The 21826-nt window shown below is 59.1% G+C and carries 16 protein-coding genes and 2 other RNA genes; 12 read left to right on the top strand and 6 right to left on the bottom strand.

Going from position 1 to position 21826, the window contains the following annotated elements:
- Window positions 1–33: 33 nt before the first annotated feature.
- Both FKG95_RS27445 and FKG95_RS27440 read right to left on the bottom strand, forming a co-directional pair.
- Window positions 34–555, bottom strand: a complete 522-nt coding sequence (locus tag FKG95_RS27445) for a dihydrofolate reductase (RefSeq protein ID WP_142899660.1) — start codon at window positions 553–555, stop codon at window positions 34–36.
- Between the two features lie 15 nt (window positions 556–570).
- On the bottom strand, window positions 571–1365 hold the full coding sequence (locus FKG95_RS27440) for a thymidylate synthase (protein ID WP_142899659.1): 795 nt from the start codon (window positions 1363–1365) through the stop codon (window positions 571–573).
- A gap of 203 nt (window positions 1366–1568) precedes the next feature.
- On the opposite strand from FKG95_RS27440, the gene ssrA reads away from it, so the two are divergent.
- Both ssrA and FKG95_RS27430 read left to right on the top strand, forming a co-directional pair.
- Window positions 1569–1956, top strand: a transfer-messenger RNA (tmRNA) gene (ssrA, locus tag FKG95_RS27435).
- Window positions 1957–2059: 103 nt separating this feature from the next.
- Window positions 2060–2665: an SspB family protein gene (locus FKG95_RS27430; protein WP_142899658.1), complete on the top strand. Its 606-nt coding sequence runs from the start codon at window positions 2060–2062 to the stop codon at window positions 2663–2665.
- Window positions 2666–2701: 36 nt separating this feature from the next.
- Here the strand turns inward: FKG95_RS27430 and FKG95_RS27425 are convergent, their stop codons facing one another.
- A complete protein-coding gene (locus FKG95_RS27425) occupies window positions 2702–2902 on the bottom strand; it encodes a hypothetical protein (RefSeq protein WP_142899657.1) in 201 nt (66 codons plus the stop codon).
- 560 nt (window positions 2903–3462) lie between these two features.
- On the opposite strand from FKG95_RS27425, the gene FKG95_RS27420 reads away from it, so the two are divergent.
- The 4 genes from FKG95_RS27420 (at window position 3463) to FKG95_RS27405 (ending at window position 7582) form a co-directional block, all read left to right on the top strand.
- Entirely contained in the window at window positions 3463–5109 is a 1647-nt protein-coding gene (locus FKG95_RS27420) for a tryptophan halogenase family protein (protein WP_142899656.1), read from the top strand.
- A gap of 15 nt (window positions 5110–5124) precedes the next feature.
- The gene (locus tag FKG95_RS27415) at window positions 5125–5829 is read left to right on the top strand and encodes a DUF599 domain-containing protein (RefSeq protein WP_142899655.1); all 705 of its coding nucleotides are present in this window, start codon (window positions 5125–5127) and stop codon (window positions 5827–5829) included.
- 109 nt (window positions 5830–5938) lie between these two features.
- Window positions 5939–7351, top strand: a complete 1413-nt coding sequence (gene fumC / locus FKG95_RS27410; protein WP_142899654.1) for a class II fumarate hydratase — start codon at window positions 5939–5941, stop codon at window positions 7349–7351.
- Window positions 7352–7354: 3 nt separating this feature from the next.
- On the top strand, window positions 7355–7582 hold the full coding sequence (locus FKG95_RS27405) for a ribbon-helix-helix domain-containing protein (protein ID WP_179954306.1): 228 nt from the start codon (window positions 7355–7357) through the stop codon (window positions 7580–7582).
- Window positions 7583–7733: 151 nt separating this feature from the next.
- Here the strand turns inward: FKG95_RS27405 and FKG95_RS27400 are convergent, their stop codons facing one another.
- The 3 genes from FKG95_RS27400 to FKG95_RS27390 form a co-directional block, all read right to left on the bottom strand.
- The gene (locus FKG95_RS27400) at window positions 7734–11204 is read right to left on the bottom strand and encodes an AsmA family protein (protein WP_142899653.1); all 3471 of its coding nucleotides are present in this window, start codon (window positions 11202–11204) and stop codon (window positions 7734–7736) included.
- 261 nt (window positions 11205–11465) lie between these two features.
- Window positions 11466–12002, bottom strand: a complete 537-nt coding sequence (locus FKG95_RS27395) for a winged helix DNA-binding protein (protein WP_142899652.1) — start codon at window positions 12000–12002, stop codon at window positions 11466–11468.
- A gap of 36 nt (window positions 12003–12038) precedes the next feature.
- Window positions 12039–15674, bottom strand: a complete 3636-nt coding sequence (locus FKG95_RS27390; protein ID WP_142899651.1) for a hydantoinase B/oxoprolinase family protein — start codon at window positions 15672–15674, stop codon at window positions 12039–12041.
- A gap of 148 nt (window positions 15675–15822) precedes the next feature.
- On the opposite strand from FKG95_RS27390, the gene FKG95_RS27385 reads away from it, so the two are divergent.
- The 6 genes from FKG95_RS27385 to rnpB all read left to right on the top strand — a co-directional run bounded on the left by FKG95_RS27385 (window position 15823) and on the right by rnpB (window position 21649).
- Entirely contained in the window at window positions 15823–16617 is a 795-nt protein-coding gene (locus tag FKG95_RS27385; RefSeq protein WP_142899650.1) for a DUF3750 domain-containing protein, read from the top strand.
- A gap of 229 nt (window positions 16618–16846) precedes the next feature.
- Window positions 16847–17581, top strand: a complete 735-nt coding sequence (locus FKG95_RS27380; RefSeq protein ID WP_142899649.1) for a TerB family tellurite resistance protein — start codon at window positions 16847–16849, stop codon at window positions 17579–17581.
- Between the two features lie 21 nt (window positions 17582–17602).
- Entirely contained in the window at window positions 17603–19462 is a 1860-nt protein-coding gene (locus FKG95_RS27375; RefSeq protein ID WP_142899648.1) for an ATP-binding cassette domain-containing protein, read from the top strand.
- Window positions 19462–20349, top strand: a complete 888-nt coding sequence (locus FKG95_RS27370) for a DMT family transporter (protein WP_142899647.1) — start codon at window positions 19462–19464, stop codon at window positions 20347–20349. The genes FKG95_RS27375 and FKG95_RS27370 overlap by 1 nt, the downstream gene beginning before the upstream one ends.
- A 36-nt stretch (window positions 20350–20385) precedes the next feature.
- Complete coding sequence (locus FKG95_RS27365) at window positions 20386–21102, top strand: N-acetylmuramoyl-L-alanine amidase (RefSeq protein WP_142899646.1); 717 nt, start codon at window positions 20386–20388, stop codon at window positions 21100–21102.
- Between the two features lie 74 nt (window positions 21103–21176).
- Window positions 21177–21649: RNase P RNA component class A (gene rnpB, locus FKG95_RS27360), an RNA gene on the top strand.
- Window positions 21650–21826: the final 177 nt, after the last annotated feature.

Here is a 21826-nt window from a genome sequence, read left to right as displayed (position 1 = left end):
GAGCTGGGCAACTTGATCACCTCGATGATCGCACTAACCCACCGCGTTCAATACGACGAAACTATGTGCCGGCTGTCCATCCTCGTTTGATCCGTGCTGCTCCCGGCTCGTCTCCAACCAGCCTTCCGGGTCGAACTCGGGAAAGAATGCATCCCCATCGAATTGACCGCTGATCTCGGTTATATAGAGACGCTGCGCCCGATTCAGCATCAAAGCATAGATCTCAGCCCCTCCGATCACCATGATTTCGTCAGCCCCGGTCGCTTCGGCGGCCAGCCTCCCCTCGGCGATCGCGGCATCCACATCATTCACGACAACGATTCCCTCGGCACGATAGTCAGGTTGGCGCGTCACAATGATATTGGTACGGCCGGGCAACGGACGGCCAATGGATTCAAAAGTCCGGCGCCCCATGATCACGGGTTTGCCCATTGTGACTGCTTTGAAATACTTCAGGTCTGCCGACAAGCGCCACGGCAAGGCGTTGTCACGGCCGATGACCCGGTTTTCGCTCATGGCCCAAATCATGGCCAAACGGGGTGCACTGCTGCCCATTCCGTTCATCCCGGCCTAGACTGCAACCGCGGCAGCAATATGCGGATGCGCCTCATAGCCCTGCAGGTCGAAGTCATCATAGGAGAAATCGAAGATATCCCTGACATCCCGCTTAAAAAGCATCCTTGGCAGCGGCAGCGGTTGACGCGCGAGCTGCAGGTCCGCCTGCTCAAAATGATTGCTGTAGAGGTGCGCATCTCCGAGTGTATGAACAAATTCGCCAGGTTTTAGGCCCGTCACCTGTGCAACCATCAAAGTCAACAGGGCGTAGGACGCAATGTTGAACGGAACACCTAAAAAGATATCGGCGCTGCGCTGATAAAGCTGACAGGAGAGCTTGCCGTCCGCGACGTAGAACTGAAACAGGCAATGACAGGGGGGAAGCGCCATGGATTCGACGTTCGCCACATTCCAGGCGCTTACGATTAAACGTCGCGAATCCGGATTCGTGCGAATTTGATCAACCAGACCTTTAATCTGGTCTATCTGCTCTCCGTCCGGGCCGGGCCAGGATCTCCATTGCGCGCCGTATACCGGGCCCAGGTCACCATTTTCATCAGCCCATTCGTCCCAGATACGCACGCCATTCGCCTTTAAATAGGCGATATTCGTATCGCCGGCGAGAAACCAGAGCAGTTCATGGATGATCGATTTAACATGGAGTTTCTTTGTGGTGACCATCGGAAAGCCCTCTGAGAGGTCAAACCGCATCTGGTAGCCGAACACGCTGCGCGTCCCGGTTCCCGTCCGATCCGACTTGTCTACGCCGTTGGTCCGCACGTGGTGCAGCAAATCAAGGTATTGTCTCATTCGCTTCCGCTATTGGTTAATTCTTGTTTACCAGCGCCGAGATTGCTCTCTCATCCGCTTCAATGCGTTCATTTTTCGCCGATCCGGCGGCCTTACGGAGTCTTTCGACCGAGTTGTAAATCATAGCGTTCCCGGAGACGCGGCACCACCGCTTTAGCACGCTGCGGTGACAGAGCGAATTGTCTGCGTCTTTCCCTCGACCAAGGCTTTCAAGATTGATGGAATCCCCCTATATTAGAGAGGTCGGGAAACCGACTATGGTGCTACACAGGCATGTGGAATAAGCGTTACGGACCCGGGGGCAGTACCCGGCGCCTCCACCAAAACCGCCCAGCACATCACAAACCCGCGTTATCAGGGTTGTGAGGTTGGCCGGGATCGAGGGGGCGAAACAGGATCGACGTGCGTGGTAAAGATGTGTTTGGTACCCGGCATGGTACCGCCGTTATCGGGCCGAAACTATAGTTGCAAATGACAACGATAGTGGGCTTGCCGTCGCCGCTTAACAGCGGTTGGTAGCCAAATTAAGTCCTCGGCCTTCACACGTCGAGGCGGGGTTCGGGGCGCACCTGGCAACAGAAGCGCCCCACCGCTTGCCGTTTCAGGATTTTCCGGGGCTGGCGAGGCTGGGAGTATTGATCAGGTGTTGCCACAGAAAAAAATGCTGGGCACAGGGGGATAGGACGACCGGAGGATGGCGGACGATACAGATCGCTCAGAAAATGCGCTGCGTTACGACCGTATGGTCGAGGATGCGTTGTTATCGGTCGTGCATCGGTCTTTGACCTATGCGGCCGAAAAAGGGCTGCCAGGCGAGCATCATTTTTACATTACCTTCCGGACCGATCATCCCGGAGTCGATATCCCCAAGCATCTGCGTGAACGCTATCCGGGCGAGATGACAATCATTTTGCAATACCAGTTTTGGGACCTTGAAGTCGGTGACGATATTTTTAGCGTGACCCTGAGTTTTTCGGACGTCCCGGAGAAACTGACCATCCCATTCGATGCGGTGGCTGCGTTTGCAGATCCCTCCGTGCGTTTCGGCTTACAGTTCGATGTCGGGGATAATTCAGACGAAAGCGAGGCCAAAGCCGGTGACACGGCGCTGGTCACGGATGAGACCGCACTTGAACGCAACGTTGCGGATCATGAGCCACAAGACAACAGCAATCGATCGGGAAAGGTCAAGACCGAGTCGACGGAAACTGAATCCCAGGACACGGTCGCTGACGATAGCGATCCGGCACCCGATGATTCGGACAATGTTGTGACGCTGGACACCTTTAGAAAGAAATAGAGCGCCAAGCAGCAATAAAACCTGTCCGAAGCCGCTTCAGCGTCGGCGCTTGTGAGTCATGGGGTTCCACTTTTCGACGCGTTTCGGCTTGGCCGCCGGTTGGTTCGGAACCATACCCTGCGAGCGCATGATTCCGACGAACTCGTCGAAACGCCGTTTCAGTTCCTTACGCTCATCTGCGGTCAGCTGAGCGTCGGGTTTGCTGGAAAGATCCCGCTGTTTCAGGTCGTCATCCATCACTACAGCCTTGCAAGGGTCACGATTTCGATGGGCTCGTCCTTCATCCTGCCTCAGGGCGGGTTAACACTTCGTTAGCCACGGCTTCGAAGCTTTTATTGACGCTTCCTGCCCTGCCCGCCCCTCCCACACGATCAATATATGTGAGGGTTCGCCAACGCTCTCGAGGATTGCCAGTCAGATCTGACGGTAACGGCCGTCCCAGTATAGATGCGGGGGATAGATGCGGCGAATAGATGTGCGCGAAGATCTGCGGGCACTGGCATCACACAATCATTTGCGTGTAACCTAATGTCCGACGTTTATGCGGGGAATTGATCGCGGGCAGAGGATAGAGTAGATCAGGTTGCGGCGGAAGAACGCCAGCGCGCTAACGTTTGGTTGAATCTACTCTACACTTATGATGTAAAGCGGGTTTCGGGCACTGCCGCCGGCTTTTGGCGGTTTCCGGACGGCCGGTCGCTCTTGGGGTGGGCTCTCGATGAGGCCAGTGAGTTGATTTGGTGAAGCGAAGTGATGTGTTTGTGTCAACTCGGTGATTGACATGCCGGGAGGGGAACATGAGCGACAGAGTTGAAAATGTAACCATAGTGGGTGGCGGGACAGCCGGCTGGCTGACGGCCATGATCATCAACACCTTCATCAACACCTTCCGCGAAGGCCCTGCGGTGAAGGTCACACTGATCGAATCCCCCAAGATCCCCACGGTGGGCGTGGGAGAGGCAACGGTTGCAGGCATGCCTTCGCTGATGCAGCAGCTCGGCATTGATGAAGCGGAGCTGTTCCGGCGCTGCAACGCTTCCTTCAAGGTCAGCGTGCGGTTTGGCGACTGGGCGGTTGACGGTCGCGGCAAACCCTTTGCCTTTTATCACCCCTTCAACTTTCCCGGCACGGTCGGCGGCTACAACCCCGCTTATCACTTCAACAGGTTTGGCCCCTACGGCGGTGATCCCTCGATTACCGACAATATGACCGCGAACTCCGCCCTGATTCATGCCCGAAAGGGTCCGCGCGCGCTCAATGGTGAGAACTACGAGAAATCGATCGGCTACGCCTATCATCTGGATGCCGGCCTTTTCGGCGAGTTCATGCGGGATGTTGCCCTCTCGCGCGGTGTGCAGCACATCCGCGATGACGTCGTCGAGGTCTTTCAGGACGAGACTGGCGCCGTGTCAGGACTTCAACTGGAAAAAGGCGGTCGTCACCCGGTCGAATTCGTCGTCGACTGCACAGGCTTCAAAAGCCTGATCATGAAAGAAGTTCTGAAAGAACCCTTCATATCCTACGGTGACTATCTCCTGAACGATCGGGCAATTCCGGTGCAGCTGCCCCACCGTGATCCCACCAAGATTGAGCCCTGCACCCGTTCCACGGCTCTGGGGGCAGGATGGGTGTGGCGCGTTCCGCTGTACAGCCGCGTTGGCACCGGCTACGTCTTCTCGAGCGCCTTCAGAAGCGACGATGAAGCGCGCGACGAATTCTTCCGGCATTTGCGGGCGGTTGGCGACCTGCCGACGGGCGCGCCGGATCCGGACGTCAAGGTTATCAAAATGCGCATCGGCCGCAGTCAACGCTTCTGGGTCAAGAACTGCGTTGCAATCGGCCTATCCAACGGCTTCATAGAACCTCTGGAAGCCACCGCTATCTACTCGGTGGAGATGGCGGCGCGCTGGCTCGTAGGGCATTTCCCCGACAAGAAAGGAAGCCCGGCCCTTGCCAATCGTTACAACGGTCTTATGACTTCGCTGTACGAAGAAATCAGGGACTTTATCTCAACGCACTACCACACTTCGAACCGACCGGACCCTTTCTGGAAAGCCGCGCGTTACGACTGCCGCCTCTCGGAGTCTTTGCAGGAGAGGCTTGAGCTATGGAAGGCCCGCTTACCGGAAATCACTGATACCCAGGACCAGAAACTCTTCAATTTCTGGAATTACCTCTACGTGCTCCACCCCAAGGGCTTTTTCAAAGACCGTCACTTCCCGCTCGAGGGCTCTATACGCCACGAACACTGGCAGGCTTTTGGCCGCCGGCTGGAAGAACGCAAGGCGGAGCTTCTGCGCACCATGCCCGATCACTACCAGCTGCTTGCGAACATCCGGGGTGACGAGCCCCTGCAACAGGCACTCAATCTCGATGGCCTCGCAAAACCGGTCTTCGAGAGCAGAGCTTCGGTCCGTCCGACCATCTCGGTACCGACGGCATAGCGGCGCGTTACCTGAGTGTCCGAACTTACTCCGCTCGACTATATCTCTTTTGCCTGGTTTTTGTTCTGCTGGTTCGGCTACGCCTTCTATGTCGAGTACGGCCCACATAAAGCGAAGGGCATGAATCACTCACTGAGCCTCTACCGGCGGCGGTGGATGTTCGAAATGCTGAAGCGGGAGAACCGGATCCTCGACTCCACGCTTATCGGCAACCTTCTGAATGCTGCAGTGTTTTTTGCCTCTACCTCAATCTTTGTGGTCGGCGGATTGATCGCCGTGCTCGGCTCTGTTGACCAGGTGACCGCGTTACTCGATGAACTGCCTCTGAGTGTCGGAACGACTCGCTGGATCTGGGAGGTTAAGGTCCTGATCCTGGTAACGATCTTCGTCTACGGCTTCTTTAAATTCGCCTGGTCAGTCCGGCTCTTCAACTACTGCTCCATCCTGATCGGCGCGACCCCCATAACACCAAAGAACGATCTTGCGGCAGCCGAAGATCCGGAACGCCGGGCCACGGCCGAAAAAGCTGCAAAGATCATTGATCTCGCCAGCCTGCATTTCCAACGCGGCCTGCGGGCTTACTTCTTCGGCTTGGCCACGTTGGGGTGGCTGGTCCATTCCGCGATCTTTATCATCACCTGCACCTGGGTCGTGATCGTGCTGTACCGCCGCGATTTTCATTCCCGGTCGTTGCGGGCGTTTCAGGATGATCCTGGGTGAGACTGAGGGATCGATTTCCCGCTGGACGCTGTCGCCATCGAAGATAGACTTCGGTCTTCTTCCGGCGGACCCGGCGTTGTGCGTTCGCCAATGGCAAAGGGACGGCATCATGACAAGCTCGGAAAGTGCAACCCGGCTCGAAAGCGATTCGATGGGCGAGATACCGGTCCCCGCCGATCGTTACTGGGGTGCGCAAACGCAACGCTCTCTGCAGAACTTTAAAATCGGCGGCGAAAAGATGCCTCCGGCAATGGTCAAAGCTCTGGGCATACAGAAGCTTGCCGCTGCCCGAACCAATATGGATCTCGGTTTGCTGGACCGCGAGTTGGGAGCCGCTATCTGCGCCGCGGCCGAAGAAGTTGCGGCTGGTAAATTACTGGATCATTTCCCTCTGGTTGTCTGGCAGACCGGCTCCGGCACTCAAAGCAACATGAACGCAAACGAGGTGATTGCGGGGCGAGCCAACGAAATTCTAACGGGCAATCGTGGCGGTAAGTCGCCGGTTCACCCGAACGACCACTGCAATCTGGGTCAATCCTCCAACGACAGCTTCCCGACCGCCATGTCGATTGCCGGCCTCCAACAGATCACCGGCGAGACCCTGCCCGCTCTTGAACGTCTGAAGACCGCCCTTATCCAGAAAGCAACGGCCTTCGAAAAGATCGTTAAGATCGGCCGGACCCATCTCATGGATGCAACCCCTCTGACCCTGGGACAGGAGTTTTCGGGATATGCCAAGCAGATTGAGTACGGCATCGAACGCATCAAAGGCACCCTGCCCAGGCTCGGCCAACTTGCTCAGGGTGGGACTGCCGTCGGAACAGGACTGAATGCCCTGGAGGGCTTTGCCGAAGCATTCGCGCGGGAAGTCGCCGGCATCACAGCTTTGCCCTTTACCTCGGCTGAAAACAAGTTCGAGGCTCTCGCCGCCCACGATGCCATTGTCGAAACCTCCGGCGCCCTGAACGTTCTGGCCGCGTCTTTGATGAAGATCGCTCACGACATTCGTATGCTGGGATCCGGCCCGCGCTGCGGACTGGGGGAACTGCTGCTACCGGCGAACGAGCCTGGATCGTCGATTATGCCCGGCAAGGTCAACCCGACCCAGGCGGAGGCCATGACCATGGTCTGTGCGCAGGTCATGGGCAATCACGTCGCAGTGACTGTGGCCGGCTCGAACGGCCACTTCGAGCTCAACGTTTTCAAACCCGTGCTGATTTACAACCTGCTGCAATCGGCGAAACTGATCGGCGATGCCTGCGAGAGCTTCCGGAGCAACTGTATTGACGGCCTGGAAGCAAACGAGGAGCGGATTGCCACACTGATGCAGCAGTCGCTGATGCTGGTCACAGCGCTCAACCCGCACATCGGATACGATAATGCCGCCAGGGTCGCGAAGAAGGCCTACACCGAGAACACCACGCTCAAAGAGGCCGCTGTGGCACTTGACCTTCTCACTGCTGCGGACTTTGACCGGCTGGTCAGGCCCGAAGAGATGATTGCCCCGAAACCGCGGACGTGAGCGATGGGACAGGAACTGAAAAAGCGGTCGGTTGTGATCGCCGGCCACCGTACCAGCCTTAGCCTGGAAGACGCCTTTTGGTCGGTGTTGAAAACCCTGGCCAGCGAACGGCAGATGTCGATCAACGCGCTGATCGAGCAAATCGACGAAACGAGGACCGGCAATCTCTCCAGCGCCGTGAGGACCTATCTCCTCAAACAGGCGCTCATGCGACAGCCCGACGGCAAATAAGACAGATCCGGTGTTTAGAGCAGATCCGGTTTAGATGGAATCGCCTTCGGCGATCCGTCGCACCGGTGAATCTGCTCTACCTATAAGATGTAGAGCGGGTTCACATGTGTTAGCGAAAACACAGAGTGTTTCCGTTAAAACATGACGCGCTCTAGCGTATCAGGTCCTTAAGCAGTCCACGGATCGCTTCTTCGGGCTCGATCTTCTGCGGAGACGAGGAGCTCCCGGAACTTCCCGATTTATTCCGTTTGAAGGCCTCGCCCCTGACCTTGACATTGGGCGCGTCGAGCACGCCATTGGCCTCGGCGATCACATAGGGGTCCACCTGATTGGCATCGCCGCTTCGAAAGAGGTCGCTCCGTGAGCTCAGAAGCCATGCGGGCAAATCCGCTTTGCCTGCCGTAAAGATCGAGGCATCACGGCCATCGATCCTGGTATCGACCGTCTCGACCACGCCCTGTTGGACGTTAAAAGTGCCGCTCAGTTTGGCTGGGGCGCCGGCGAAAGCACTGAAGAGGGCGGTGGTAGCGTCGCTCACGCCCCTGATCTCCTTGACCTTTGTCCCCAGAATACCGAGAACGACGTTTCCGAGCTGTTCCTCCGCCTTCACCCGGGCCGTCATCTGGCCGCCGAGTTGACCGCTACCCTGTAAAGAACGCACCAGGGCGGCTTCGCTTTCGCCCTTTGTCTCAAGTGCGGCCGATAGATCCAACGTCCCCGAAATGCGGTCGGAATCGGCCAGATCCCGAATAAGCCGGCCCGCATTCAGCCCTGTGGCATCGAGTTTCATGACCAGAGTTGGAGCGCCACGACCATCTACAGTGCCGGTCGCCCGCAGCCGGCCACCGTACACGCCGGCGTCGAAACGCTTTACGGAAAGCACGCCATTTTCCAAAGCCGCCTCAAGGCTTGCATTATCCAGACGAAGGTCATCGACGATGATTGCCTTCGAGCGGACGGCGATATCGCCATCCACGGCACCAAGCCCTGAAAGATCGATCGGGTCGCGCGACCAGCGGCGGTGGACGGCGGAAAGATCGGCCGTCGCCCCTCCGCCTGAGCTGTCTGACCCAGACCCGCCGCCTGTGCGGCTTGGGTTTGCGGCCCTCGTCCCGGATGATGCGGTTTTCCTCGAAGCTTGCGTCTTATCGCCGGATTTGAGGTCACGCGTTTTGATCTCGCCCGTGCTCAAATCAACAGATACACGCGGGACATCTGCCGAGAAATCGGCGCCGACTTGTCCTTCGGCAGTCAGCGCTCCTGCACGGATCTTCAATCCGCTGAGGCTCATTGCCGACTGTGAACCGGCGAGCTGACCGGTCAGCGCGAAAGCACCGGGACCAGCGCTAAACTCCGCATCAGGCGCCAAGACGCGCAATAACCCATTGAAATCCGGGTGCTTTGCGTCAAGCGACAGGTCATAGGCGGGATTCACGGCGATCGAACGCAGCTGCCCGGCAACGGCCACCTGCCCGCCCTGCGCCGCGATACTTCCGTCGACCGACAGATCCTGCAGGCTCCCCGCCAACGTCGCCTCAAGATCGAAAGCACCAAGTCTCTCCAGATCGCGGGCCGTTTTGCCGAAGAGGGGCTCGAGACGCGAAGGATCATCGACCTTTACCGTAAACCGCCCATCGACAGCCGGCTCGCCGGTCAGATCGTCGATCCGGCCAGCCGCTTGAAGGCCAGCTCCCGAAACGTCGGCGATCGTGAGACTGCGGACAACCAGAGACGCCGTCTGCAGGGTACCATCCAGATGCAGGTTCCTGGCCGATGCGCCATTATAACTCAAGCTATTGACCCGAAGGTCCAGATTGGCGTCGAAACGATCCAGAAGCGATAAACCGGGCCCGGGTTCATCAACACGGGTGGAACCGCCATTCCTCGCCGTGTCATTCTCTGTTGCTTGAGGATCGCTTCCCGGCTGCGCCGCTCCAGCGGCCCGGCCGGAGGTCTCCGCGCCCTCAGTTCGAGGCAGATAGGCGTCAAGGTCCAAACGGTCGACCGCAAGGCCAATGCCGAATCCGGGACGTTCCCTTACGGCAACACTGATACCGCCATTGATCCGCGTGACGTCAACCAAGAGATCCAAGTCGCTGATGGTGACCAGATCGGGCGTCGCGGTCACGCGGCTGCTGAAGGTCGTTTTCCGCAGCCGGTCAGCCGGCACAGCGCCGACATCGACCCCAACCCACTGCAGGACGCCGCGCAGATTATCCGCAGCGGCATCAAGGCGTCCGTCAAAGTTCGGCACCCCTTCGGGCGTTGAGAGCATCCCGGTCAAGGCGATATCGGAGCCGCCCGGCAGGAGGGCCGCGGCTTCTGCGATCACCAGCCGTCCATCGGTGACATCGGCGCTGAGCAGAATCTGGCGCAGAACCTGTTGGCGGTATATCGCGGCGTCGACGACGATCTGGATGGAGGCCTCAAGATCTGACGGAATGAAAAAACCGGTCGTCTGAGGAATGGCCGCCCCGCTGGTTGAAGGCGCAGGTACGGGTCCTTGGCCGGCAGCATCGCTGCTGCCGGAAGTGTTCGTTTCTTCGGCGTTTGAAGCAATCTCGAAAAGGCTGTCCAGATCGAGACGCGATGCATTGATCGTCACACGTGCTTTGCGCGGCACCCGATGCTCAAGCTCGATATCGCCCGAGACTTCAACTTCGGCAAGCGCCAAAAGAATTTCGCTGGCCGCGAAGCGCTCCGAGTCCGCGGCGATCTGGGTTTCGAGCCTAAAGGGTTTGGCCAGAACATCGGACACTTCGGACAGAACCCCGCCAGCCAACAGCACCTCGCCCAGGTTCTCTCCCGAGAGCCTGCTGTTGCCGCGCAGGGAAATCCCCTCAATGTGGCGCGAAACGGTCCCGGAGAACTGTGCCTTGGCCTGTTGCGCCGGAAGGGCAAGGCTTGCGCTGAGCTGGGTAGCCCCTGTATCCACCCAACGACCGCTGGCAATCTCAAATTCAGTCTTATGGCCGCGGAAACGGCCCGTGCCCTTCAGGGAAAAGGGGCCTCGGAGTGACTCTGCAAGAATATCCGCATCCAGGTCCTGAAGGGTTTCTTCAATGCCACTGGTGGCATCCCGGTAAAGAAGTGTTGCGCCGCGTAGCGACAGGCTGTCGATGCGGAGGCTGTCTTCGGCATCTGCAGCTGTTCCCGGTGCCGGCTCTTCCCTCTGTCGTTGCGACGTGCGGGGATCCGCGGGCGCTTCAGCCGCCTCGCCGGTTTGCGCGGATAGCGCACCCAAGGTCCAATTGTTGCGGCCATCCGCATAGACCTCGAGCAACAGCTTTGGCTTAACAAGCGAGACGCTCTCGACCTGCACCTGGCCCTTCAACAAAGGCCAGAATGCGACCCGGACTTGCAACTGCTCGACGGTCGCCATATCGGCGTCGGAGCCCTGCTCTGCGTTGGCAATGCGCAAGCCTTTGGCTGAGAGTTCGGGGGCCGGCACGACCCGCAGGCTCACATCGCCATCGATCTGAACCGCTCGGCCGGTAATCTCGACAGCCTGCTGCGCGATCTGGCCCTTGTAGTTGTTCCAGTCAACAAAGTTCGGGCCAATCAAAGCAGCGGCGATCGCGAGCCCGAAAAGCACAGCAACGCCAAGTAGGATTTTCTTCAAAGCCGGTCCTTTACCTCGGGACAGCCGTCAGTCCCGCACCAATACCTTCGACAACGACAAGCCCTTAGATCACTTGGTTCAGCGGGCCTTTTGCGCTCTGGACACTCGTTGCAAGATATAGTGAAAGGAAGGCATCGCTGCAATCGCTGCAAGGCAATCAGAGTTCGGCACCTGAAAAGACAGCGGAATCAGTAAAAGTCTGTTTTTACGCGACGCGATCGAACAGGACCAAGAGCAGTGCGTGATCCGGTTATGGAATTACTACAGCGACGCCGCCGATCGCGCCGCCTGGTCATAGAGACCTGAGAGAGCCCGCAGAACGTCGGCGACCTGACCGATCTGCTGATTGAATTCGCCATCGCTGCCCTTGCCGAACGCCCCCATGGATTTCACCAGGCAATCCTCGCGGATCTGCCGGTAACGCTCGCAGGCCTCGCGCCCTTCATCCGTCACACTGTAGGAGATTTCCTTGCCGCTGCGGTTCCCGGCCACCAGGTTGAGCCGAACGAGCTTCTTCAGCGCATATGAGACCGTGTGCGTATCCTCGACATTGAGGACAAAGCAAAGATCCGCCAACTTCTTCTCTCTCGTCCGGTGGTTGACCGAATGGAGCACCTCGATATCCAGGGTGTTCAAGTCGCTGTAACCGGCCGCACTCATGCAGCGCACAATCCAGCGGTTAAAGGCATTGGAGGCGATGATCAGACCGAACTCGAATTCGCTGAGCTCTGACGCCTCATCCGAAACCAGATGAGATGATGAGACGATGCTGCGCCGCTTGGCCGTTTCCTCAGTCATAGTGCCGTCCTCGTCCAAAGCCTCCAACCAGGATGATCACGCCTTGCCGCTGCCATAACCGCCGCCACCGGGCGTCTCGATCACAAAACGGTCGCCGGGCTCCATATCGATCGAATCCGTCCCCGACAAAGGCACCTCGGTCCCGTCTGCACGCACGACCCAGTTCCTGCCCAGCGCACCGGGCTCTCCGCCCTCGAGACCGAAAGGCGGGATTCGGCGGTGCCCGGCCAGAACGGCTGCATTCATCGCCTCGCGGAACCGGATTTCGCGGCGCGATCCGTCGCCACCGCGATGCAGGCCCTTGCCGCCGGTCCCGGGCCGAACGCCGAAACTCTCGAGCAGCACCGGGAAGCGCCATTCCAGAATCTCGGGATCGGTGAGACGGGAATTGGTCATGTGCGTATGGATGACGTCAGTCCCGTCAAAATCCGGGCCCGCGCCTGAACCGCCGCAAATCGTCTCGTAGTACTGATACTTGTCGTTACCGAAGGTAAAGTTGTTCATGGTGCCTTGTGACGCTGACATTACGCCGAGTGCCCCGTAAAGCGTGTCCGTAATGGCCTGACTGGTCTCCACGTTCCCGGCAACCACCGCTGCGGGATACTGGGGTTTCAGCATGGAGCCCTCGGGGATATGAATATCCAGCGGCTTCAGGCAGCCCTCGTTCATGGGGATCTCATCGTCGACGAGAGTGCGGAAAACATAGAGCACGGCGGCCCTGCAGACCGATGAGGGCGCATTGAAGTTACTGTCGAGCTGCGCCGATGTTCCCTCGAAATCGACCGCCGCGCGGCGTGCTTCCTTGTCGATCCGGATACTCACGCTGATTTTGGCGCCCTGGTCCATCTCATAGGTGAAGCTGCCATCGGCCAGTTTATCCAGAACACGCCGGACCTGTTCCTCGGCATTATCCTGAACATGCCCCATGTAGGCATGAACGACCTCCAGGCTGAAGTGATCGACCATCCGCTGCAGCTCCTGAACGCCCTTCTCGTTGGCTGCGATCTGAGCTTTCAGGTCTGCGATATTCTGTTCAGGGTTTCGTGCCGGATAGGTCCCTGACGCCAGAAGTTCCCGGGTTTCCTTCTCCCGGAACCGGCCCTTCTCGACCAGGAGGAAGTTGTCAATCAGAACCCCCTCCTCGTCCACGGTCCGGCTTTGCGGCGGCATGGAACCCGGCGAGATACCGCCGATGTCGGCATGATGCCCCCGGCTGGCGGCAAAGAAGAGAATGCGTGAACCGCTTGGATCGAACACCGGCGTGATGACGGTGATATCCGGCAAATGCGTGCCCCCGTTATACGGCGCATTCAGGACATAGACATCGCCGGGTGAAATGACATCTGAACGCTCCCGGATAATCGTGCGGATCGAATCGCTCATGGAGCCAAGATGCACCGGCATATGAGGCGCGTTGGCCACGAGATTGCCCTTCGGATCGAAAACCGCGCAGGAGAAATCCAGGCGTTCCTTGATATTCACCGAGTAGGAAGTGTTTTCCAGCGTCGACCCCATCTGTTCGGCGATCGACATGAAGAGGTTGTTGAAGATCTCCAGCATGACCGGGTCGACTTCGGTGCCGACGGCAACCGTGCGTTCCAGCGGGATCACCCGATCCAGAACCAGATGGTCTCGGTCGCTCAAACGAGCCTGCCAGCCCGGTTCGACCACCGTCGTGGAGGTCGGCTCGATCACGATGGCCGGACCATCGACCAGATCACCGGCCTGCAGGGCTTCACGCTCGTAGACCGGCGCATCGTGCCAGGATCCATTTGCGTAGATCTCAACCTCCGCCGTGGCTTTCGGCTTCTCGGAACGTCCCGGCGTCTCCAGGTGCTTATCCTCAATGCTGTCGGTGGTTCCGACCGCTTCCACCGAGACCGCCTCGACGATGTGATCCTTGTCGGTCACGAAGCCGTAGCGCTGACGATGCGCCTGCTCGAAGCCCTCGATGATTTTTGCGCGGTCGCCAAAATCGACGACCAGTGCGGAATCCGTTCCGGCATAGCGCAGGTGCACCTTGCGCAGAACATGAATACGCTCCTCACCAATGCCTTGGGCGCGCAGTTCTTCCACGGCATCGGCCGCAAGATCGTCGAGAACGCCCGAAACCTGACTAACGATCGCATCGTCGAGCCCGCCCTCGACGGCTTGCTCCCGCAAGGCCCGCAGATCGGCGAGACCCATGCCATAGGCGGAGAGCACGCCGGCAAAGGGATGCAGGAAAATCTTGGTCATTCCCAAAGTGTCGGCCATTTCACAGGCGTGCTGCCCACCGGCCCCGCCGAAACTGCAGAGGGTGTATTCGGTGACGTCGTATCCACGCTGGGTCGAGATCTCCTTGATGGCATTGGCCATGTTTTCGACCGCAATCCGGCGGAAGCCCTCGGCCACGTCCTCAGGACTGCGTTGATCTCCTGTCGTTTTATGAATTTCGTCCGCAAGGGCCGAAAACTTCTCGCGCACGACTTCTGCATCGAGAGGCTGATCGGCCTCCGGTCCGAAAACCTTGGGGAAAAACGCGGGAACCACCCGGCCAAGCATGACGTTACAGTCGGTCACCGCCAGCGGGCCACCCCGGCGGTAGCAGGCCGGACCCGGATTGGCGCCAGCGGAATCCGGACCGACACGATAGCGCGCTCCATCAAAATGCAGGATCGAGCCGCCGCCCGCGGCAACGGTATGAATCTGCATCATGGGTGCACGCATACGCACGCCGGCAACCTGGGTTTCGAAGGCACGCTCGTATTCGCCGTTGTAATGCGCAACATCGGTGGAGGTGCCGCCCATATCGAAGGTGATGATCTTGTCCAGCCCCCCCATCGCGGCGGTCTGGACCGCACCGACAATGCCGCCTGCGGGACCCGACAGGATGGAGTCCTTGCCCTGGAACAGCTTCGCATCGGTCAGTCCTCCGTTGGACTGCATAAACATCAGGCGGGCATCGCCGAGCTGACCGGCCACCTGATCGACGTAACGCCGCAGGATCGGCGAGAGGTAAGCATCGACCACGGTGGTATCGCCGCGCGAGACCAGCTTCATCAGCGGCGACACCTCATAACTCACTGAGACCTGGGGGAAGCCGATGTCCTTGGCCAGATCGGCGATACGCCGTTCATGGTCGTGGTAGCGGTAGCCGTGCATGAGAACGATCGCAACCGAACGGAAACCGGCATCGAAGGCCGCTTGCAGATCTGCCCGCGCCCGCTCCTCGTTCAATGGCTTTAAAACCTCGCCCTCTGCACTCATACGCTCGTCGATCTCGACGACCTGTTTATAAAGCTGTTCCGGGCGAACGATTTTACGGGCAAAGATGTTCGGACGGTTCTGGTAGGCAATCAGAAGGGCGTCCCGGAAACCCTCGGTCACGATCAGGAGAGTCTGTTCACCCTTGCGCTCAAGCAGTGCGTTGGTCGCAACCGTCGTTCCCATCTTCACGGCTTCGACAGCCGCGGTTGGAATCGGCTCGTCCATAGTCAACCCGAGCAGATCGCGGATACCCTGGATAGCCGCGTCTTTGTATTGCTCAGGGTTTTCCGAAAGCAGCTTGTGGGTCATCAGTTCGCCACCGGGACGGCGCGCCACGATATCGGTAAAGGTGCCGCCGCGATCGATCCAGAACTGCCACTCGCCCGCCTGCTCGATCTGATCCGAAGTGCTTTTTCCCGACATGTCCGTCGCTTTCGCTTTGTTGGAGTATTATATATTTTATAAACAATTTATAGATAAAATGTCAATATAATGTTGTTTCGAGTGGAAAACTCGACACTTCACTTTAAGTTGCCTTTATTAGGTCACAGATGCATGGCAGCGTTTTGCGATGAAACGGAGTGTTTTTAAGAGTGTCGCCCGTATCCTCCGAAATCTGGGGCTCGCGGTTATCCTGCTTTTGGCGGGTCCGCTGATGGCTGCCGTCACCGGACAGGTCAATGTTTCGCGCAGTTGGTCCGAGGCAAGCCGCGCGAGTACGGGGCTGGCGCCGGACCCGGCGTTCGTTCGGGAACCGGTGGTACAGGTCTATGGCGCGCGCGCGTTTGGCTGGCGGGGTGCTTTTGCCGTCCACACCTGGGTTTCGGTGAAACGAGAGAATGCAACTGAGTTTTCGACCTATGAAGTGATTGGCTGGCGCTTTTGGGGCGGGCGCTCTCCCCTGGTTCGCCGTGACGGAGCTCCGGACCGGCGCTGGTTCGGTTCGACGCCAGAGGTCTATGTGGACCTGCGTGGCCCGAAGGTAGAGGCGGTCATCGATAAAATAGAGCTGGCCATCCAGAGCTACCCCCATGCAAATGACTACAAGACCTGGCCGGGGCCGAATTCAAACACCTTCACCGCGACAATTGGGCGCGCAGTCCCGGAACTGAGGCTGGAACTTCCTCCGACAGCCGTGGGCAAAGACTATCTCGGCGCCACCACTTTGGCCGCAAGAACCCCTAGTGGGACCGGTGTACAGCTCTCAGCCTTGGGTCTTTTGGGGGTCATGGCCGGTCTTGAAGAAGGGCTGGAAGTCTCCGTACTCGGGCTGGCTTTTGGCGTAGATCCTCTGGATCTGGCAATCAAACTGCCGGGAATCGGACGTATCGGCGGGATCGACAAACCGCAAAGACGGCTTCAGTAATCTCTTTGCCCGGGGCATCCGGGCCGGATAGAATATAGCCGCGATCAGCTTGCCGACATCTTCTGCGCATGAAATAACACGTCAGACAACAGCGTTGAGCTGCACTTGATTACGGGCGGCAGTTCGTTAAAACGGCCGTGGTTTGTTAAAACGACCTCGGCCACCAGCCGGCCTGGCGCAACGGCCAAGACACCCAAAAGATGAAAGAGACGGACCGGAAGACACCGAGATGAGCATTTGGGGCAAAATTCTTGGAGGTGCAGCCGGCTTGGCGCTCGGTGGTCCCCTCGGTGCACTGATCGGTGCCGTTGCGGGTCATGCCGTCGACAAGCTGCGCGAGACACCGGCAGACGAGAACGCCGGTGACGCGACCAAACAGATCGCTTTTACCATCGGCGTTATCGTCCTCGGCGCGAAAATGGCCAAGGCCGATGGTGTCGTCACCCGCGATGAAGTCACGGCATTCAAGCAGATGTTTCGCATTCCGCCCGATGAGGTCAAAAACGTCGGGCGGCTTTTCGACCAGGCCCGAAAAGACTCCCAGGGTTTTGAGCCCTACGCGAAACAGATTGCCCGCATGTTCAAGAACAATCCGGCGGTTCTGGAAGAACTGGTGCGTGGCCTGTTCCATATTGCGCGCGCCGACGGCAAGGTGACCGACGACGAGTTGCAGTTTCTGGCGAACGTCTCCGAGATATTCGGCTTTTCGGAAAGCCAATGGGAGCGGATTTATGGCGAGAACGTAAGTCCCTCCAGCTTTGATCCCTTCCAGTTGCTCGGCGTTTCGCGCGACAGCAGCAACGACGAGATCAAGTCCGCTCACCGCAAACTGGTTCTCGAAAACCACCCGGACCGCCTGATGGCCCAGGGTATGCCGCAGGAGTTCGTTGATCTGGCGAACGAAAAGCTCGCCAATATCAATGCGGCCTACGACCAGATCCGCAAACTGCGCGAAATCAGCTGACGACAGTCCGGATCAAAGTAAATGGCTCCCCCCGTTCCTCTTCTTGCGCTTCACGAAGCCAAGGTCGCTTTCGGCCCGCGCCCCTTGTTCGACAGCCTCTCCATGGGCCTGTCCCGCGGAGACCGGGCCTGCCTGGTCGGACGTAACGGCAGCGGAAAATCGACTCTTCTGCGTGTGCTCGCCGGAGTCCAGGAGCTGGACGGCGGCAGCCGCTTCGTCCAGCCGGGCGTCACCGTTGCCTATCTGCCCCAGGATCCGCATTTCGAGCCCGGCGGAACGGTCGCCGATCACGTTGCCGCCGGTCTGGGTGCGGATCATGACCAAGACCCGACAACCCGGCATCAGGTCGACGCGATCCTGGCCAGGCTCAACCTGGGTGGCGATCGTCAGCTGGCGGAACTCTCTGGCGGCGAGGGACGTCGCTGCGCCCTTGCCCGCGCCCTGATTATCGAACCTGACGTGTTGCTGCTCGACGAGCCGACCAACCATCTGGATCTGCCCACCATCGAGTGGATCGAAGATGAACTGGCGCGTTTCAAGGGCGCCCTGTTGGTGATCAGTCATGACCGGACCTTCCTCAACAACCTGACCCGCAACACGCTCTGGCTTGATCGCGGCCGGATTCAGCGCCTGGACAAAAGCTTCGCGCACTTCGAGGACTGGTCACAGGAACTGCTGGACCGCGAGGCGCAGGAACAACATCGCCTGGACCGGCAGATCCACCGTGAGGAAAAATGGCTGCTGCGCGGCGTCACGGCCCGGCGCAAGCGCAACGAGGGACGTCTGGCGCGCCTGCAGGATCTGCGGGCGAAACGCCGGGACTGGCTGAGCGCTCCGGGCACGGCAAAGTTGGCGGTCGACACGGCCCAGGGCGGCGGCGATCTGGTGATCGAGGCCAAGGAGATTTCCAAATCCTACGCAAACGGCACCGGCGGTGAGAAAAAGATCATCGAGAGCTTCTCCACCCGGATCAAACGCGGGGAGCGGATCGGTATCCTCGGGCCCAACGGTGCCGGTAAATCAACCCTGGTCAAGATGCTGATCGGCAAGCTGGCGCCGGACAGCGGGTCGGTCAAACTCGGAACCAATCTGAAGCCGGTGTACTTCGACCAGCGGCGTGAGTCTCTCGATCCGGACACCACGCTCTGGCGCGCGCTGGCGCCGGACGGTGGCGACTCGATCATGGTGCAAGGCGTTCAACGCCATGTGGTCGCCTATCTGCGCGACTTTCTCTTCGATGACGGTCAGGCCCGCCAGCCGGTGCGCACGCTCTCGGGCGGTGAAAAAAACCGGCTGCTTCTGTCGCGCCTCTTCGCCAATCCCAGCAACCTGATTGTCTTGGACGAGCCGACCAACGACCTGGATATGGAAACGCTGGACCTGCTGCTCGACGTGCTCGACAGCTACAAAGGCACCCTTCTTCTGGTCAGCCATGACCGCGACTTTCTCGATCGCCTCGTCACTTCGATCATTGCCGTAGAGGGCGATGGCGAGGTGCAGGAATATGTCGGCGGCTACAGCGACTATCTCGCCCGGCGCAACGGGAAGGCCAGCAAGAGTGCAGCCGACAAACCACCTAAACTCCAGCCGCAGCGGCAAGTCAAACCGGCCGGTAACAAGAGCACTTCGCGTAAACTCAGTTACAAGGACCAGCGGGAGCTCGATAGCCTGCCGCAAAGAATGGAAGAGATATCGGCGCGGATGGCGGAGCTGGAGACCTCGCTCGCCGACCCGAAACTCTATGAGGGCGACCCAAAGCGCGTGTTCGGCCTCGCCGCGGAACTCGAAACCGCGAGAAGTGAACTCAGCACCGCCGAGGAACGCTGGCTGGAGCTCGAAGAGCAGCGCGAGGCTCTGTCAGCAGACCGCGCGCCGCGTTAATGCCGGGAAGCATCTCGCCTCTGCATCTGGCCATCTTTTTGGCGGTGGCTTTAGTTTGGGGTTTGAATTTCGCGGTCGCGAAGATCGGCCTGACGCATTTACCGCCCCTGCTCTTCATGGCGCTGCGCTTTGCCTTGGTCGCCATCGTCCTCATTCCATTCGTCAAGCCGCCAAAGGGGCGCTGGCGGCAGGTCATGGCCATTGCCTTCACCCTTGGGCTTTTGCACTTCTCCCTGATGTTCAATGGGCTGAAAGATCTCGATGCCGCCACGGCGGCAATTGCGATCCAGCTTCAGGTTCCCTTTGCAGCACTGCTGGCAGCTGTCTTTTTCAAGGACAAGCTCGGCTGGCGCCGCGCGCTGGGCATGGCCATTGCCTTCGTCGGCGTCGCCCTGATTGCCGGTGAGCCCCGGCTCGATGGCCAGTATCTCTCACTCTTCATGGTGATCGCGGCCGCCTGCACCTGGTCCGTTGCGAATGTGCAGATCAAGTTCCTGGAGGGCGTCGATGGCTTTGCCCTCAACGCCTGGATGGCCGTCTTCGCCACACCGATGCTGTTGGCCGCATCGCTGGTTTTCGAAGACAACCAGATCGAGACTGTCGGCCAGATCCCCTGGCCCGCCACCTTCGCGGTCCTGTACCAGAGCATCATGGTGGTGGTCTTCGGCTATGGCTGCTGGTATTGGCTCCTGCGGCGCTACAGCTTTAATCAGGCCATGCCCTTTACCTTGCTGGTGCCGGTTATCGGTGTCTTTGCGGGCGTCTTTTTTCTGGGCGAAGCCCTGACACCCTATCTCATCGCGGGTGGCTGCTTGACGGTGGTGGGGGTTGCCATCATCGTACTGCGGCGCCCGAAGACGGCATCGCCCGGCGCCGAGCGTCAGTAGACGCCGCACCACGACAGCAACAACGAGATCCAGTTTATGCGTATCGTCGAACGGCCTTCGCCAAACCATGACACCCGCGGCGGCCAGGCCATCGACATTCTGTTGATGCACTACACGGGAATGCGCAGTGGTGAAGAAGCGCTTGAACGACTTTGCGATCCCAACGCGGAACCAGGGCGGGTCAGCGCGCACTACTGCATCGATGAAGACGGTGTCACCTACCGGCTGGTTCCGGAAGAACAGAGGGCCTGGCACGCCGGGGTCGCTTCCTGGGCGGGCGAGAGCAACATCAATGCCCGCTCGATCGGGATCGAACTGATCAACCCGGGTCACGAGTTCGGCTACCGTCCCTTTCCCGAAGCCCAGATGGCCTCTCTGATCGCGCTCTCGAAGGATATACTTCAGCGCCAGGCAATCCCGCCGCGCCGGGTACTGGGACACTCCGATGTTGCGCCGTTGCGCAAGGAGGATCCCGGTGAATTCTTCGATTGGCCGCGCCTCGCCGCCGAAGGTATCGGCGTTTGGCCAGATCTCAAAACACTGCCGGAACACGCCGATGCCGAGTGCGATATCGCGCAGCTGCAATCCCTGCTCCATGACTATGGCTATCAGGTCTCCCGGGACGGCGTCCTGAACGACGACACCCGCGCGGTCATCCGGGCCTTTCAGCGGCATTTCCGGCCAGACCACCTCTCCGGCGAACCCGGTCCGGCCACTTGTGCCACCTTGAGGCATCTGCTCGAGACCGCCTAAAACCTCTCCGGCAGGCAATGTGGCGCCGCGAAAGCATTGACGCAGGGCGCGAATAGGCCTAACTCTGAAGTGTGTCAGACGGTCGGATGGCCGCCCCCTGGCAAGCAGCGGACGTGGTTCGCGAGGCTACCAGGCGGGAGGAAAGTCCGGGCTCCACGGAAATACGGTGCCGGGTAACGCCCGGCGGGGGCGACCCCAGGGAAAGTGCCACAGAAAGCAAACCACCTGCCGGGGTCCGACCGCATATGGGATTTCATGGGACACCCCTATGGGATTTCATGGGACGGGCCTGCAGGCCAGGATGAAAGGGTGCGGTAAGAGCGCACCGCGCGCACGGCGACGTGAGCGGCAAGGTAAACCCCACCGGGAGCAAAACTATGTAGGGACGGTAGGTTTCTGTTGGCTTGTCCGACAGGAATCAGGCGGATTTTCGCGTCGCCGTCCGGGTAAGTTGCGCGAGGCGCCCGGCAACGGGCGTCCCAGATGAATGGCCATCCATCCGCGGAAACGCGGGGGACAGAACCCGGCTTACAGATCGTCTGACACCTAATTTCTCACTTTTTCTGAAATTTCACCACAACGGTGAAAACCCTAAAATACGCCCTATATCATAGAGATAAGCTACGTTTCCAGTGTCTGAGGCTCTGAATCACGAGATACCGGAGAAAGAGAGCCTGATCGTTTTTCGTTGAATTGCGGCACAAGGTGAATCAGACTCAAGAAC

The organism is Denitrobaculum tricleocarpae, assembly GCF_007004665.1.
GTDB lineage: Bacteria > Pseudomonadota > Alphaproteobacteria > Kiloniellales > Kiloniellaceae > Denitrobaculum > Denitrobaculum tricleocarpae.
The sequence above is the reverse complement of the archived record's forward strand: the minus strand, read 5'-3'. Positions and strand labels throughout refer to the sequence as shown.

What these genes read in the sequence shown, in the direction of transcription:
- FKG95_RS27365 (WP_142899646.1), top strand. Translation starts at nt 20,386, where the DNA reads ATGCGTATCGTCGAACGGCCTTCGCCAAACCATGACACCCGCGGCGGC.
- FKG95_RS27445 (WP_142899660.1), bottom strand. Translation starts at nt 555, where the DNA reads ATGGGCAGCAGTGCACCCCGTTTGGCCATGATTTGGGCCATGAGCGAA.
- FKG95_RS27440 (WP_142899659.1), bottom strand. Translation starts at nt 1,365, where the DNA reads ATGAGACAATACCTTGATTTGCTGCACCACGTGCGGACCAACGGCGTA.
- FKG95_RS27390 (WP_142899651.1), bottom strand. Translation starts at nt 15,674, where the DNA reads ATGTCGGGAAAAAGCACTTCGGATCAGATCGAGCAGGCGGGCGAGTGG.
- FKG95_RS27375 (WP_142899648.1), top strand. Translation starts at nt 17,603, where the DNA reads ATGGCTCCCCCCGTTCCTCTTCTTGCGCTTCACGAAGCCAAGGTCGCT.
- fumC (WP_142899654.1), top strand. Translation starts at nt 5,939, where the DNA reads ATGACAAGCTCGGAAAGTGCAACCCGGCTCGAAAGCGATTCGATGGGC.
- FKG95_RS27425 (WP_142899657.1), bottom strand. Translation starts at nt 2,902, where the DNA reads ATGGATGACGACCTGAAACAGCGGGATCTTTCCAGCAAACCCGACGCT.
- FKG95_RS27430 (WP_142899658.1), top strand. Translation starts at nt 2,060, where the DNA reads ATGGCGGACGATACAGATCGCTCAGAAAATGCGCTGCGTTACGACCGT.
- FKG95_RS27405 (WP_179954306.1), top strand. Translation starts at nt 7,355, where the DNA reads ATGGGACAGGAACTGAAAAAGCGGTCGGTTGTGATCGCCGGCCACCGT.
- FKG95_RS27420 (WP_142899656.1), top strand. Translation starts at nt 3,463, where the DNA reads ATGAGCGACAGAGTTGAAAATGTAACCATAGTGGGTGGCGGGACAGCC.
- FKG95_RS27385 (WP_142899650.1), top strand. Translation starts at nt 15,823, where the DNA reads ATGAAACGGAGTGTTTTTAAGAGTGTCGCCCGTATCCTCCGAAATCTG.
- FKG95_RS27380 (WP_142899649.1), top strand. Translation starts at nt 16,847, where the DNA reads ATGAGCATTTGGGGCAAAATTCTTGGAGGTGCAGCCGGCTTGGCGCTC.
- FKG95_RS27370 (WP_142899647.1), top strand. Translation starts at nt 19,462, where the DNA reads ATGCCGGGAAGCATCTCGCCTCTGCATCTGGCCATCTTTTTGGCGGTG.
- FKG95_RS27395 (WP_142899652.1), bottom strand. Translation starts at nt 12,002, where the DNA reads ATGACTGAGGAAACGGCCAAGCGGCGCAGCATCGTCTCATCATCTCAT.